The 13,735-nt window shown below is 64.1% G+C and carries 13 protein-coding genes; 4 read left to right on the top strand and 9 right to left on the bottom strand.

Annotation, left to right across the window (positions count from 1 at the left end):
- Positions 1–102: 102 nt before the first annotated feature.
- The 3 genes from JV18_RS0103480 (at position 103) to JV18_RS0103470 (ending at position 5,921) form a co-directional block, all read left to right on the top strand.
- Positions 103–2,412: a TonB-dependent receptor gene (locus JV18_RS0103480; RefSeq protein WP_235302830.1), complete on the top strand. Its 2,310-nt coding sequence runs from the start codon at positions 103–105 to the stop codon at positions 2,410–2,412.
- A 96-nt stretch (positions 2,413–2,508) separates the two neighbouring features.
- A complete protein-coding gene (locus JV18_RS0103475) occupies positions 2,509–4,188 on the top strand; it encodes an amidohydrolase family protein (RefSeq protein ID WP_033074893.1) in 1,680 nt (559 codons plus the stop codon).
- Positions 4,189–4,295: 107 nt separating this feature from the next.
- A complete protein-coding gene (locus JV18_RS0103470; RefSeq protein ID WP_033073433.1) occupies positions 4,296–5,921 on the top strand; it encodes an amidohydrolase family protein in 1,626 nt (541 codons plus the stop codon).
- A gap of 130 nt (positions 5,922–6,051) precedes the next feature.
- On the opposite strand, the gene JV18_RS0103465 is transcribed toward JV18_RS0103470, so the two are convergent.
- Complete coding sequence (locus tag JV18_RS0103465) at positions 6,052–6,507, bottom strand: Lrp/AsnC ligand binding domain-containing protein (RefSeq protein ID WP_033073432.1); 456 nt, start codon at positions 6,505–6,507, stop codon at positions 6,052–6,054.
- Between the two features lie 138 nt (positions 6,508–6,645).
- On the opposite strand from JV18_RS0103465, the gene JV18_RS0103460 reads away from it, so the two are divergent.
- Complete coding sequence (locus JV18_RS0103460) at positions 6,646–6,939, top strand: hypothetical protein (protein ID WP_144243853.1); 294 nt, start codon at positions 6,646–6,648, stop codon at positions 6,937–6,939.
- Positions 6,940–7,085: 146 nt separating this feature from the next.
- On the opposite strand, the gene cobU is transcribed toward JV18_RS0103460, so the two are convergent.
- Genes cobU through JV18_RS0103420 form a run of 8 tightly spaced genes read right to left on the bottom strand, consistent with a single transcriptional unit; the run spans position 7,086 to position 13,734 of the window.
- Positions 7,086–7,613 carry a bifunctional adenosylcobinamide kinase/adenosylcobinamide-phosphate guanylyltransferase gene (cobU, locus tag JV18_RS0103455; RefSeq protein ID WP_033073430.1) on the bottom strand — a complete coding sequence of 176 codons (528 nt, stop codon included), beginning with the start codon at positions 7,611–7,613 and terminating at the stop codon, positions 7,086–7,088.
- On the bottom strand, positions 7,610–9,076 hold the full coding sequence (locus tag JV18_RS0103450) for a cobyric acid synthase (RefSeq protein ID WP_033073429.1): 1,467 nt from the start codon (positions 9,074–9,076) through the stop codon (positions 7,610–7,612). The genes cobU and JV18_RS0103450 overlap by 4 nt, the downstream gene beginning before the upstream one ends.
- Complete coding sequence (gene cbiB / locus JV18_RS0103445; RefSeq protein WP_033074892.1) at positions 9,061–10,029, bottom strand: adenosylcobinamide-phosphate synthase CbiB; 969 nt, start codon at positions 10,027–10,029, stop codon at positions 9,061–9,063. Before cbiB ends, JV18_RS0103450 begins: the two co-directional genes overlap by 16 nt.
- A complete protein-coding gene (locus JV18_RS0103440; protein ID WP_033073428.1) occupies positions 10,022–11,002 on the bottom strand; it encodes a threonine-phosphate decarboxylase in 981 nt (326 codons plus the stop codon). The genes cbiB and JV18_RS0103440 overlap by 8 nt, the downstream gene beginning before the upstream one ends.
- Positions 10,999–11,736 carry an adenosylcobinamide-GDP ribazoletransferase gene (locus JV18_RS0103435; protein ID WP_033073427.1) on the bottom strand — a complete coding sequence of 246 codons (738 nt, stop codon included), beginning with the start codon at positions 11,734–11,736 and terminating at the stop codon, positions 10,999–11,001. Before JV18_RS0103435 ends, JV18_RS0103440 begins: the two co-directional genes overlap by 4 nt.
- Positions 11,733–12,314 carry a histidine phosphatase family protein gene (locus JV18_RS0103430; RefSeq protein ID WP_033073426.1) on the bottom strand — a complete coding sequence of 194 codons (582 nt, stop codon included), beginning with the start codon at positions 12,312–12,314 and terminating at the stop codon, positions 11,733–11,735. The genes JV18_RS0103435 and JV18_RS0103430 overlap by 4 nt, the downstream gene beginning before the upstream one ends.
- Positions 12,311–13,327: a nicotinate-nucleotide--dimethylbenzimidazole phosphoribosyltransferase gene (gene cobT, locus JV18_RS0103425; RefSeq protein ID WP_033073425.1), complete on the bottom strand. Its 1,017-nt coding sequence runs from the start codon at positions 13,325–13,327 to the stop codon at positions 12,311–12,313. The genes JV18_RS0103430 and cobT overlap by 4 nt, the downstream gene beginning before the upstream one ends.
- On the bottom strand, positions 13,324–13,734 hold the full coding sequence (locus JV18_RS0103420; RefSeq protein WP_033073424.1) for a DUF1636 domain-containing protein: 411 nt from the start codon (positions 13,732–13,734) through the stop codon (positions 13,324–13,326). Before JV18_RS0103420 ends, cobT begins: the two co-directional genes overlap by 4 nt.
- Between the last annotated feature and the right edge of the window lies 1 nt (position 13,735).

Genomic DNA, 13,735 nt, shown 5'->3' with positions numbered 1-13,735 from the left:
CCCCTTTGATAGCCTTCGAAAATTCCAAAATCCGGACGGAATATAAAAAAAGGGGAAGGTTACATGGATATTGCTGGAACATCTGTACGTCGTGGGCGCGGCGTGCGGCGGGGCGCACTGCTGGCTTCGGTTGCGGGTCTGGTGAGTTTATCGCCTGCCGTCGCGCAGGATACGAGCGAACAGCCACGGCCGCAGGCTTCGCAGGCTCAGGGGCCACAAGCCACCGGCGGCGAAATCGTCGTCACCGCGCTCAAGCGCGACACGCGGCTTCAGGATACGCCGCTCGCTATCTCCGCTGTCACTGGTGACTCTCTGGAACGTGCGGGCACGACCAGCTTTACCGAGCTGACCTCGAACACGCCCAGCCTTCGCATCGTCGATAATGGCCCTGGCAACCGCCGCGTGATCCTGCGCGGCGTCGTCGGCGCCGGCGAGCCGACCGTTGGCGTCTATTATGACGAATCCCCCGTATCGGGCTCGGTCGGGACGACCAGCGATGCTGCGGGCAGCACCCCCGATTTCCGTGTTTTCGACGTTCAGCGCGCCGAAGTGCTGCGCGGACCCCAAGGCACCCTCTATGGCTCCGGCTCGATGGGCGGCACGGTCCGCATCATCTATGAAAAGCCGAACAGCGAGCAGGCTGAAGGCGCCGCCGCGGTCAATCTGTCGGCGGTCAAGGGCGGCAGCCCCGGCGCCTCGGTCGACGGCATGATCAACCTGCCGATCGCCGAGGACAAGCTCGCGCTGCGCGTCGTCGGCAGCTATCAGCAGTTCGCCGGCTATATCGACAACAGCTATTATGGCCTGAAGAACATCAACGACGGGCACAGCTACAGCGGCCGCGCGCTGCTGCGCTTCACGCCGACCGATCGGCTGACGCTCGACCTCGGCGCTTATTATACCAAGGTGTCGACCGACAGCTCGCGCTGGTTCTTCGAAACCGGCGAGCGGCACACGACCAATGCGCGCGCGGAATCGGGCAATTATGACGAAAGCCGTATTTACAGCGGCACGCTCAACTATGATTTCGGCGCCGTCGCCATGACCGCGGTCAGCACCTATTTTGACCGCGACCGCACCGTCGTGGGCGATGTCAGCGACACCTTCAACGGCCGCGCGACGGCGGCGGGCTGCTCGCGCTACCTGCTGCGCGATCCCGCGACGCCCTGCTCGTCGTCGCAGCTTTCCGACTATCTCGATCTCACCAACACCATTCTCTTCTCCAGCCTTTACCAGCCGCAGAATGTGAAGAATTGGACGAACGAGCTGCGCTTCAGTTCGACGGGCAATGGCCCCTTCAACTGGACAGCGGGCGGTTTTCTGGAGGATCGCAAAAGCTGGGTGCGCTCGACCCTGCTCGCCGCCGATCCGCGCACGGGGGAGCTTTATCCCTTTGTCGATGAAAACATCTATTATGACCGCACGATCAAGGACCGGCTGAAGCAAAAGGCGCTGTTTGCCGAAATCTCCTATAAATTCTTCGACAAGCTCACCGCGACGGCGGGTGCGCGCTGGTATGAATATGACAAGACGGTCGGCGGTATCGTCGAAGAGGGGCAGATCCATTATGCCTCGGTCCCCAGCGCCTATACCGAGGCCCAAACGACCGAGAACGGCTTCGTGTTCAAGGGGAATCTCTCCTATGAATTCAGCCGCGACCTGATGATCTATGCCCAGGCGGCGCAGGGCTTCCGCCCCGGCGGGGTCAATCAGGCGATCGGCCTTCCGGCGGCCATGGCGGCCTATCGGTCGGACAGCCTGTGGAATTATGAGCTGGGAATGAAGAGCCAGCCGATCCGCGGCGTTTACTTCAACCTGACCGGTTATCAGATCGACTGGGACGATATGCAGGTGTCGGCGCGTACGTCGGGCACCGGCTCGGTGTTCGGCCTCATCTCCAACGTCGGCGCGGCGCGGATCCGTGGGGTCGAGGCGGAAATCAACGCTACCCCGCTGCCCGGCCTCTCGCTCGTCAGCAACATCGGCTACACCGATGCCAAGCTGACCGAGGATCAGGTGAGCGACGTCGTGGTTGCCGCAGGCCGCAAGGGCGACCGGCTGCCCTTCGTTCCCAAGTGGAACCTCAGCGGATCGGCTGAGTATATCTGGTCGCTCAGCGACAGCCTCGAAGGGATGATGCGGCTCGACGCCAGCTATGTCGGCTCTTCCTATTCGACGCTCGCCGCCACCGACGCCTATCGCCGCAAGGTCGATGCCTATGGCCTCGTCAATGCGCGCATCGGCATCCAGTCGCCCGACAGCGACTGGAGTGCGCATCTCTATGTGAACAACATCTTCGATGCGCTGGCGATCACGACCAAGTCGAGCAGCTCGAACACCGGCGGCCTGACGGTGACGCACGGCGCACCGCCGCGCACCATCGGCCTCAGCCTGACCAAAAGGTTCCGCTGATCATCAACGAGGCGGCGGGCCACGGCTCGCCGCCTCTTTCCATGCTGAAATAGGAAGCCGTTTATCGGCATAATGGGGAAGGTCGCGACGATGAATATGTGGGGATCAGCCGCACGATGTGCGCTCTTGGCCGGTTCGGCCGTCAGTCTGGCTTTGGGCACGATAACGCCCGCCATGGCGCAGAAACAGGAGGCCGCGCAGGCGGTGAAACCGCGCGCGGGCGCCGTGCCCGCTCCGGCGCGGCAACCGGGGGAGGGGACAGGGCCGTTTCGCAAGATGGTCATTCGCGGCGTCACCCTGATCGACGGCAGCGGCGCGCCGCCGCGCGGCCCCGTCGATGTCGTCGTTGAAAATAACATCATCACCGCGATCGAGGCGGCGGGAACGCCGGGCCTGCCGCTCGTCGATGGCCGCGCGCCGCGCGATGCCGATTATGAACTTGATGCGACCGGCATGTATATGCTGCCCGGCTTCATCGACATGCATGTCCATGGGTCGAGCGATGACAAGGCGCCCGACCTCAGCTATTCCTACAAGCTGTGGCTCGCCCATGGCGTGACCACGGTGCGCGGGGTCGATCTCGCCCCCTTTGAAATCGCGCTCAGCGAACGCGCGCGGTCGGCGCGCAATGAAATCGTCGCCCCGCGCATCTTCTCCTATCACCGCCCTGGACAGGGACGCGGCTGGACCGGCGGGCTGACCAACACGCCCGAAAAGGCGCGCGAATGGGTGCGCTGGGCGAGCAAGGCGGGCATCGACGGCATCAAGCTGACCGCCGATCCGGTCCAGCCGCCCGAAGTGCTCGAAGCGATCTTCGACGAAGCCGCGAAACAGAATATCGGCACCGTCGCCCATCTCTCGCAAATCGGCGTTGCGCGCATGGACGCCAAACAGGCGGGCCTCGCGGGCCTTGGCACCGTCACCCATTTTTATGGCCATATGGAATCGCTGCTCAAAAATGGCCCGGTCCAGAATTGGGATCCCGACTATAATTATATGGATGAGCAGCATCGTTTCGCCGATGTGGCCAATCTCGCGCGCGAAAGCTTCGAGCCGGGCACCGACGAGTGGAAATCCTATCTGCAAAGCCAGAAGGACAATGGCGTCACATTCGACCCGACGATGACCATCTATGCCGCCTCGCGCGACCTGATGCATGCGCGCAATGCCGATTGGCACGGCCGCTATACCATGCCGCAACTTTGGAATTTCTTCCAATCGTCGCGCGAAAACCACGGCTCCTATTTCTTCGACTGGACGACCGAGAAAGAGGTGCGCTGGCGCAATTTCTACAAGAAATTCATGACGCTGCTCAACGACTATAAAAATATGGGCGGCCGGGTGACGACGGGGTCGGATTCGGGCTTCATCTTCAAAACCTATGGCTTTGGTTTTGTCGAGGAACTCGAACTCTTGCAGGAAGCGGGCTTTAACCCCTCACAGGTGGTGCAGGCGGCGACGCTCAACGGCGCGCTCACCCTCTATGAACCCAAGGGCATTGTCGCGCCGCCCATCGGCACGGTGCGTGTCGGCAAGCTGGCCGACATGGTGCTGGTCAAGGAAAATCCGCTTCAGAATTTCAAGACGCTTTATGGCACCGGCGCGCTGCGCCTCAACGAACAGACGCAACAGCTCGAGCGCGTCGGCGGGGTCAGCTACACGATCAAGGATGGCATCGTTTACGATGCCAAAAAGCTGCTCGCCGATGTTGCCGAGATGGTGAAAGCGGAAAAACGCCGCATGGGGCTGCCCGACGAAGGGGTTCCCTTGCCTTGACCGGATCGGCGGCGCAGGGTTGCTTCGCGCGTCGCCTCCCGATGGGATATGCTATTGAACCGGACTGGGCGGTGCCGACCGCCAGAATGAACAGGGAAAAGAGGATAATGAAGTCTAAAATTACGAAACTGGCGCTGGCCGCCCTTGTTTTCACTGCTCCCGCCGCGGCGCATCAGACCAGCGAGGGGCAGGGGGCTGCCACTGCCCCGCAAATGTATGGCGCTCCTGCGCGCTCAAGCGGTGAGGGCGCCGGCCCGTTCCGCAAGATGGTGATCCGCAATGCGACGATCATCGACGGCACTGGCGCGCCGCCGCGCGGGCGTTTCGACATTGTGGTCGAGGGCAATCGCATCACCTCGATCACCCAGTCGGGCTGGCCCGGCCTGCCGTCAAAGGCCAATCGCGAACCGCGCGACGCCGATTATGAAATTGACGCGACCGGCATGTATATCCTGCCGGGCTTCACCGACATGCACGTCCATCTTCCCGGTCCCGAAAAGGCGCCCAATGCCAGCTATGCCTACAAGCTCTGGCTCGCCCATGGCGTGACGACGGTGCGCGGCGTGCCGCTCGCGCCGCCCGAAGTCGCCAGCACCGAGAAAAATCGCTCGGCGCGCAATGAAATCACCGCCCCGCGCATCTTCAACTATCAGACGCTGGGCGCGGGCTGGTCGGGCGGGGTCGTCGACACCCCGGCCAAGGCGCGCGCATGGGTGCAATGGGCGGCAAAGAACAACATCGACGGGATCAAATTCTTCAACCGCGAAAATGAAACCCCCGACGTGTTCACCGCTGCGCTCGAAGAGGCGGAGAAGCTCGGCCTCGGCACCACCGCGCATCTGTCGCAGATCGGCGTCGCCAATTTCAACGGGCGTCAGGCGGGCGAGGCGGGGCTGAACACCATCACCCATTATTATGGCCATCTGGAATCGCTGCTCAAGGACCGGGCGATCCAGGATTTCCCGTCCAACTATGACTATAATAATGAACAGCATCGCTTCGGCGAAGTCGCCGAAATCTGGAACCAGGTCCATGGCCCCGAAACCGACGAGTGGCGCGAATATCTGGAACAGCAAAAGGCGAATGGGGTCAATTTCGACCCGACCTTCAATATCTACGCCGCCTCACGCGACCTGATGCGCGCGCGCAATGCCGATTGGCACAATCGCTATACCACGCCGCAAATGTGGAATTATTTCCAGTCGACCCGCGACAATCACGGTTCCTATTTCTTCGACTGGACGACCGAGAATGAATTTGCGTGGAAGAAATTCTACGGCCTCTTCTTCCGGCTCGTGAATGATTACAAGAATATGGGCGGCCGCGTCACCGTCGGCACGGACTCGGGCTTCATCTATAAAACCTATGGCTTTGCCTATGTCGAGGAGCTGGAGCTGCTGCGCGAAGCGGGCTTCACGCCGCTGGAAGCGATCCGCGCCGCGACGATGATGGGTGCCAAAACCCTCTATGAACCCCGGAATGAAAAGCCGCCGATCGGCGCGGTGAAGGCCGGGATGCTCGCCGATCTCGTGATCGTTCCGGAAAACCCGCTTCAGAACCTCAAGACGCTCTATGGCACGGGCTTCATGCGGCTCAATTCGGAAACCAACCGGCAGGAAAAGGTCGGCGGGGTCAAATATACCGTCAAGGACGGCATTGTGTATGACGCGCAGCAATTGCTCGCCGATGTTGCCGCCATGGTGGAATCCGAAAAGGTGCGGCTCGGCCAATAGCCGGGCCAGCCCCGCCGCTTGCGGCGGGGCGCCACCCGACCCCCGTAATGGTGGACGCGACGCGCCCACCGCCGGACAGACGATTATGCCGCTCTCCCCTCCTGATCGCCGCCATATTCAAAGCTGCCGCCTAAAAGGGCAGTTCGCTGGTATTCTTTACCTCGTCGAGCACGGCATAGGTGCGCGTTTCGCGCACGCCGGGCACATGAACCAGCGTGTCGGCGAGGAAGGAGCGGTAGGCGGCCATGTCGCGCACCCGCACCTTGATCAGATAATCAAAACCCCCCGCAACCATATGGCATTCGAGGATTTCGGGCATGTCGAGCACGGCGGCAGCAAATTCCTGAAATACATCGCCGGTGGTGCGGTCCATCAGCACCTCGATAAAGATCAGCAGTGCGCGGTCGAGCTTGGCGGGATCGAGATGGGCGTGAAAACCGCGAATATATTCCTGCTCGCGCAGCCGCTTCATCCGGTCGAAACAGGCCGAGGGCGACAGGCCGCAGCGATGGGCCAGTTCCTGATTGGTGATCCGCCCCTCGCTCTGGATCACCTTCAATATGCGTCGGTCGGCGTCGTTCAGCACTGATCATTCTCCGCGATTGTCGCAAATGGTCAAAAGAGGATTCTGATAGATCGGATATTTTCGCGATAAACAAATTCAAAATTGCATGAAGGCCGGATTTTCCTCCGGTCGCTGTTCCACCAAGGGAGGATAGAGAGAGTGAAACAGGCAAAGCAGCGCATGTGCGTGATCAATCCCGCGCTGGTCGAGGATATCGCCCCGCTGGTGGGCGGACAGGCCGATATCATGACCCGCATCGGCATCAGCTGGAATACATGGATCAAGATCAGCGGCGGCCGCCCGGTGCGCTATTCGCTGGCGCAGCGCTTCAAGGCGCGCGTCGTCGCCAATGCCGAAAAGGCCGAAACGCTGGGCCGCAAATTTCCCTCACCCGGCGGCGGCATCGACCGCGACGCGCTCGACAGTGCCTTGCTGCTGTCCAACGCGTCCTGATCCGAAAACCAACCCCGTCATCCCGGGCTCGACCCCGGGGCGCGCCTTCTTTTTGAATGGTGCTCGATGCAAGCACCCGGGCGAAGGCCGGGGTCAATATCCGATGGCAGAAGGGGTGCAGCCTTCCTTCGCAAACATCCACCCTCTCATCGTCCAGCTGGTTTGAGCGTCATCGGCAGTCCGGCAGCCATAAACACCACCTCATCCACCACCGCCGCCACCTGCTGATTGAGCCGCCCCGCCAAATCGCGAAAGCGGCGGGCGAGGGGGTTATCGGGAACGATGCCCAGCCCCACTTCATTGGCCACCAGCAATATATGCCCCGAAAAGCGGGCAAGGGCATCGCACAGCGCCTCCGCCGCACCCTCCACATCCCGCTCGGCGAGGAGCAGATTGGAGGTCCAAAGCGTCAGGCAGTCGACCAGCAAAACCGCGTCCGGAGCATCCATCGCCGCAACCTGGTCCGCCAGCTCAAGCGGCGCCTCGACCGTCGCCCAGCGCGGCCCGCGATCGGCGCGGTGCTGCGCAATTCGCTCCACCATCTCAGCATCCCACGCCTCGGCGGTCGCAATATAGTGGAGGCGCGGCGCGCCCAGTGCCTCGGCCCGTTGCTGGGCATAAAGGCTCTTTCCCGACCGCGCTCCACCCAGCACAAACAGCCGATGCCCGCTCATCCCGCCACCCCGCCATCGGCGATGGCCAGCAGACCCGCGACGTCGACATGCCGCTCCAGCTCCTCGGCCAGCGTATCAAGCGCAGCATCGACCGCCGCCGCATGATCCTGCGCCCCGCCCGCAACGCCCAGCCGCGCCAGCAGCGCCGCGCGAAAGGCCGCGGAGGCGAAAATGCCATGGACATAGCTTCCCATGACCCGTCCCGCCGCATCGACCGCGCCGTCGCTCCGCCCGTCCGCCAGCGTTACAAAGGGGCGCTCTAAGCCTGGCCCCCGGCTTGTCCCCATATGCATTTCATATCCGGTCAGCTTTGCCCCCAGCGCCTCGCCCTCCACCCGGCAAAGCCTTTTCCTGCCGGTCAGCATCGTCTCGATATCCAGCAGACCCAGCCCTTCGGCTTCGCTGGCCGCGCCTTCAATCCCGTCGGGATCGGCAATGCTGCGGCCCAACATCTGATAACCGCCGCACAGCCCCATGATCAGCGTCCCGCGCCGGTGGTGTGCTCCTATGTCGATGTCCCATCCCTCGCCGCGCAAGGCCGCTAGGTCAGCAATCGTTGCCTTCGACCCCGGCAGGATGATCATCGCTGCGTCGGCGGGAATGGGGCGGCCCGGCGGCACCATGACCAGCTCGACACCGGGCTCGGCCTTCAATGGATCGAGATCGTCGAAATTGGAGATGCGCGGCAAAATGGGGCAGGCGATGATCCGTCGCCCTTCGCCCGGATCGGCGGGGCGCTCAAGGATCACCGCATCCTCGCTCGGCAACTGCCGCACCGCGCGCAGCCAGGGGACGATCCCCAGCCCGCGCCATCCCGTCCGCTCTTCGACTGCGCGATAGCCATCGCTGAACAGCGCAGGGTCGCCGCGAAACTTGTTGATCAGGAAGCCGCGGATCATCGCCGCATCCGCGGGGTCGATCACCGCCTTTGTGCCGACGAGTGCGGCAATCACGCCGCCGCGATCGATATCGCCGACCAGTAGCACCGGAACCCCCGCCGCGCGGGCAAAGCCCATATTGGCGATGTCCCCGGCGCGCAGATTAATCTCGGCGGGCGATCCCGCGCCTTCGACGATGACATAATCGCACCGCGCCGACAGGCGGCGATAGCTCGCCATCACCTCGTCCAGCAGCGGCGCGCGCGCTTCCCTGAAATTGCCGCTGCCCAATGTGCCGCGCACCTGCCCCTGCACAATCAGTTGCGACGTGCGATCGGCTTGCGGTTTCAGCAGCACCGGGTTCATGTCGCTATGAGGTTCTGCGTGGCACGCCACCGCCTGCAGCGCCTGCGCACGGCCAATTTCCCCGCCATCGCAGGTGACCGCGGCATTGTTCGACATATTCTGCGGTTTGAAAGGGAGCACCCGATGGCCGCGATTGCTGAGCAAGCGGCACAGCCCGGCGACCAGCACCGATTTGCCGACGTCGGACCCTGTCCCCTGTATCATCAGGCCAGCAGCCATAGCCATCCTCCCGTCATCAGCCATAGCAGCAGGCAGGCGCGAATATAGAGGCGCAGCGCGCGGTCGATATCTTCGCCCCGCGCCGTACGCCCTTCGCTACCGATCCACGGCTTGGCGAGTTTTACCCCGTCATAGGCAATCGGCCCCGCCAGCCGCACCCCCAATGCACCTGCCATTGCCGCTTCGGGCCAGCCCGCATTGGGGGAGGCATGGCGCCGCGCATCGCGCCGCATGACGCGCCAGCTTTGCATCCCGGCACGCCAGCCGTCACGCAGACTGGCGACGAGCAGGGACAGCGCCGCCGCCCGTGCGGGCAGAAAGTTCAGCCCATCATCCAGCCGCGCCGAGGCCCAGCCAAAGGCGCGCCAGCGCGGCTCTCTATGCCCGATCAGGCTGTCGGCGGTGTTCACCGCCTTGTAAATCCATATGCCGGGAAGCCCCGCGACCAGCAACCAGAACAGCGGCGCGACAACTCCGTCGCAAAAGCTTTCGGCGAGGCTTTCGATGGCGGCGCGCGCTATCCCGCTTTCATCGAGCCGTGCCGTATCGCGTCCGACAATGGCCGCGACGGCCTCGCGGGCCTTGTCGCTCTCTCCAGCGCTTAAGGGCGCGGCAACCGCGCGCACATGGTCGAAAAGGCTCCGCTGTGCGAGCGCGGGCCAGGCGAGCAGCGCAACGACCAGCGAACCCAGCGGCGCGGGAAGAAATCGCGCGGCCAAGGCCTGCAGACCCCAGCCGGCACCGCCCACGACAATCAGCATCATCAGCAGCGTGAGAAGGCCGAAGAGGCGGCGTGCCCCGTTGCCATAGCTTGCCCGGTTCCAGCGTGCTTCGCAGCGATGGATCCAGCGCGCAAACAGCCCGACCGGATGACCGATCCGCCGATACAGCGGTGCAGGCCAGCCGAAAACGGCATCGAGCGCCATCGCGGCGAGCGCGACCGGCTCAGCCATGGCCGAGCGCTTCATCGAGGCGGTTCCACGCCGCGTCACCGGCAGGAAGCCCGATACGCAGCCAGTCGGCGCGCTCGGCAAAAGGCCGGGTCCATATCCCTGCGCGGGCGAGCCGTTCGAACAGGCCAGGGGCTTCGACATGCCGGACCAGCCGGAACAGCGGACAGGCGCCTTCCGCCGCAAAGCCGTGCCGCGCCAGCATTGCATCGAGCCGCGCGGCTTCTCGCGGCAAGCGCTCGCGCGTCATCGCAATCCAGCGCGCATCGGCACACGCCACCCGCCCGATTGCCACGGCGGCGGCAGAGACGGGCCATGCCCCCAGCAAGGCGCGCATTTCCTCAACCAGCGGACGCGGCGCGATGACAAAACCCAGCCGCACCCCGGCAAGGCCGAAAAATTTGCCAAAGGATCGAAAGACCGCCAGCCGCCTTGTGTCATGGACCCTGGCGGCGATGCTGATATCCGGCATGCAATCGGCAAAGGCTTCATCGACCAGCAGCCAGCCCTGCTTCGGCTGCAAGCGCTCAACCGCATCGGGCCTCAATATCCGTCCGTCGGGATTATTGGGATTGGCGAGGACAAGATGCACGTCGCCGGTCGTCGCGGCTTTGGCTTTGTCCAATTCCACGGGGGTGCTCGCGGCGAATATCTCGCCATGGGTGCGATAGGCGGGAACAAGATGCTGTGCCGCGCCGCCGATCAGGCGTCCCGCCAGCCTCAGCCCGATCTCGCTTCCCGGCACGGCGCAGACATGACCCGGATCGACTCCGAAAAAGGCCGCGGCCTCTGCTTCGAGCGCAGCAATCGCATCGCGTTCGGGAAGGCGTTGCCAGTCGATGTCCAGATGCGCGGCCCCCGGCCAGCCGTGGGGGTTGATCCCGGTCGACAGGTCGATCCATGACGTATCGCGGTTGCCGAAATCGCGCTTCGCCGCCTCCAGCGCGCCGCCATGCCAGGTCCATTCGCGCTTCATGCGAGTTGGAAGAAGACCAGCGCTGCAAAGAGCAGCGCCGTTTCCACCAGCTCGATTCCCGCGCCATGGCCATCGCCCGACAGGCCGCCCAGACGGCGGATCAGCCACCAGCCCCACAGGAACAGGAAAAGCGGGAGGAGCATCAACCCCGGGGAGGCCGTCGCGGCGACGATCAGAAGCAGCCCCCACAGGATCAGGTCAATGGGGCGGACCACATTGCGAAATTTCGAAGCCAGCCCTTCGTGTAGGTCGGGCAACCAGCGCGACCAGACCAACGGCCCGATGCGCGCGCCAAACGCGGACAGGGCGATGGCGACATAGGCATGAGAAGTACCGAGCGCGATCAGGCTGTGGAGCAAGATCAGCTTGGCGCATAGCTGCAGGATGAGTGTGCAAACGCCAAAGCTCCCCATATGCGGGTCCTCGAGAACGGCACGCAGCCGCGCGGCGTCACCCGCCCATTTATGCGCTGCCCCGGCGGCATCGGCGACGTCCCCCAGTCCGTCAAGGTGCAAGGCCCCGGTGATGCCCACCCACAGCAGCAGCGCGACCAGCGCCCCCGTCCATGGGTCGATCCGCGCGCCCGCCCAGCCGCCGCAGGCCACCAGAGACCCGACGATCAGGCCGACGGCGGGAAACCAGCGCATGGATGCGGCAAACTCTTCGCCCGAGACCGACAAGTGCGGCGTGGGCAACCGGGTCAGAAACTGGATCGCGACGATCAGCCCTTTCATGGCTGCAGTCTTTCGATCTGCGTATCTGTCCGATCGCCGTCGGGCCAGATAGTCAGCGAGATGAGCGCGCCATAGGGCAGGGAAAAGGACCAGAGGCTTTTCAGCGGGAAGCCGCAAAGCTGATGCAACGCCGCGCGAATGGCGCCGGCGTGGGTGACGACCAGCGTTGGCACGGGGGCTTGCTCTGCCAGTTCCGCCAGCGCCGCCGAGACGCGCCCGACAAGCGCCGACCAGCTTTCACCCTCCGGCGGCGGGCTGTCATCGGGGTCGGCCCAAAATCGTTCAAGCAAGGCGGGGTCCAGAGCGGTTGCGGACTGTCCGTCCCATGCGCCGAAGTTCATCTCGCGCCAGCGCGGGTCGATGATGGCCTCCACATGATGCGCCGCCCCGATATGCTCGGCGGCGCGGCGGCAGCGGGCCAGGTCGGAACTCAAGATCCGTTCAAAGTGGAGATCGCCCACCTGCGCGGCGCAAGCAGCAATGCCATCGCTGGTCGGCGCCATATCGCTATGGCCGAGCATCAGTCCCGGCACTTCGGGCGCCCCGTGCCGCAGCAAATGGAGCGCGAAGGGCTTCACAGGCCGGATGCCACGGCAGCCTCGGAAAAGGTCGCCATTTCGTCATGCGCTGCGAGCGCAGCACGGATCACATTCACCGCCACGGCGCCGCCGCTCCCTTCGCCCAGCCGCATATCGAGCGTCAGCAGTGGTGTCAGTCGCAAATGGTCGAGCAGGCGCCGGTGTCCCGGCTCGGCGGAACAATGGCCCGCGAGACAATGGTGGGTAATTGCAGCGTGCGCGGCGGCGAGCGGGGCGAGCGCCGAGGAACAGATGAAGCCGTCGAGGATGACGGGCACTCTCAATTGTCGCGCGCGCAACGCCGCCCCGGCAATGGCCGCAATTTCGCGGCCACCCAGACGGCGCAATGTTTCAAAGGGGGAGGGTGGCGCGGTCCCATGCAGTGCCAGCGCGCGGTCGATTACGGCGCTTTTTCGCGTTAGCCCTTCGGTGTCGACGCCGGTGCCGGGGCCAACCCACTGCGCGGCATCGCCGCCAAAGCTTCGGGCGCACAGCGCAGCGGCGGCGGTTGAGTTGCCGATCCCCATTTCGCCCAACAGGATGAGGTCGAGGTCTGGCTCGACAACTGCGGCGCCCGCATTGATGGCGGCGAGGCACTCCGCTTCGCTCATCGCCGCTTCTTCGCTGAAATCGGCGGTCGGACGATCGAGGTCGAGCGCAACGACTTTCAGTTCGAGATCGGCGGCGCGGGCCAGCGCGTTGATCGCCGCGCCCCCGGCCTCAAAGTTGGCGACCATCTGCGCGGTAACGGCAGGCGGGAAAGCGCTGACGCCGTGGCGCGTCACACCGTGATTGCCCGCGAAAATGGCCGCCCGACCCTTATGGATGCGCGGGCGCGCAATGCCCCGCCATCCTGCGAAAAACAGGGCGATTTCTTCCAACCGCCCCAGCGACCCCTGCGGTTTGGTAAGCTCTGCTTGCCGCGCGGCTGCCGCTGCGCGGGCATGCCCATCGGGCGCGGGCAGTTCCGAAAGTGCGGCTGCAAAGGCCGCCGGGGTGGGAAAGGCGGTCATTCGGCGACAAAGCCCGGTGGGGGCACGCGCGCGATGAAATGCCCCTTGATGCCTTCGGGCCAGTCCCCATAGGGAACGCGCCCCTCCGCGCTTGCAGCATAATGGACCGCATAGTCCATAATCGCGCGCGCGGAGCCTTCCTCATCGCCGTTGAAGCGCCCCAGAATATAGCCGATTTTCCCCGGTGCGCGCAGATGAATGGTGCAAGCCTCCCCGCAGGCAAAGAGGCAGGGCATCTGCTGTATCGCGACCTCCGCGCTCGCGGCCATCTCATCTTTGACCCGGCATAGCGCGTCGAACAGGCGCTGCCCGCCGCTCTGCCCCTGATCGTCGTGGCGCGCGTCCGGGCGGTGGCGGCAGCTATTGCACACCACCACCGCCGGTCCCGGTTCGACGGGCGTCAGCATA

The organism is Sphingopyxis sp. MWB1 (assembly GCF_000763945.1).
Classification (GTDB): Bacteria; Pseudomonadota; Alphaproteobacteria; order Sphingomonadales; family Sphingomonadaceae; genus Sphingopyxis.
The sequence above is the reverse complement of the archived record's forward strand: the minus strand, read 5'-3'. Positions and strand labels throughout refer to the sequence as shown.

Coding starts and splice junctions, on each gene's coding strand:
- JV18_RS0103435 (WP_033073427.1), bottom strand. CDS start 11,736: ATGAAAGGGCTGATCGTCGCGATCCAGTTTCTGACCCGGTTGCCCACG.
- JV18_RS0103475 (WP_033074893.1), top strand. CDS start 2,509: ATGTGGGGATCAGCCGCACGATGTGCGCTCTTGGCCGGTTCGGCCGTC.
- JV18_RS0103450 (WP_033073429.1), bottom strand. CDS start 9,076: ATGGCTGCTGGCCTGATGATACAGGGGACAGGGTCCGACGTCGGCAAA.
- JV18_RS0103440 (WP_033073428.1), bottom strand. CDS start 11,002: ATGAAGCGCGAATGGACCTGGCATGGCGGCGCGCTGGAGGCGGCGAAG.
- cobT (WP_033073425.1), bottom strand. CDS start 13,327: ATGACCGCCTTTCCCACCCCGGCGGCCTTTGCAGCCGCACTTTCGGAA.
- cbiB (WP_033074892.1), bottom strand. CDS start 10,029: ATGGCTGAGCCGGTCGCGCTCGCCGCGATGGCGCTCGATGCCGTTTTC.
- cobU (WP_033073430.1), bottom strand. CDS start 7,613: ATGAGCGGGCATCGGCTGTTTGTGCTGGGTGGAGCGCGGTCGGGAAAG.
- JV18_RS0103470 (WP_033073433.1), top strand. CDS start 4,296: ATGAAGTCTAAAATTACGAAACTGGCGCTGGCCGCCCTTGTTTTCACT.
- JV18_RS0103420 (WP_033073424.1), bottom strand. CDS start 13,734: ATGCTGACGCCCGTCGAACCGGGACCGGCGGTGGTGGTGTGCAATAGC.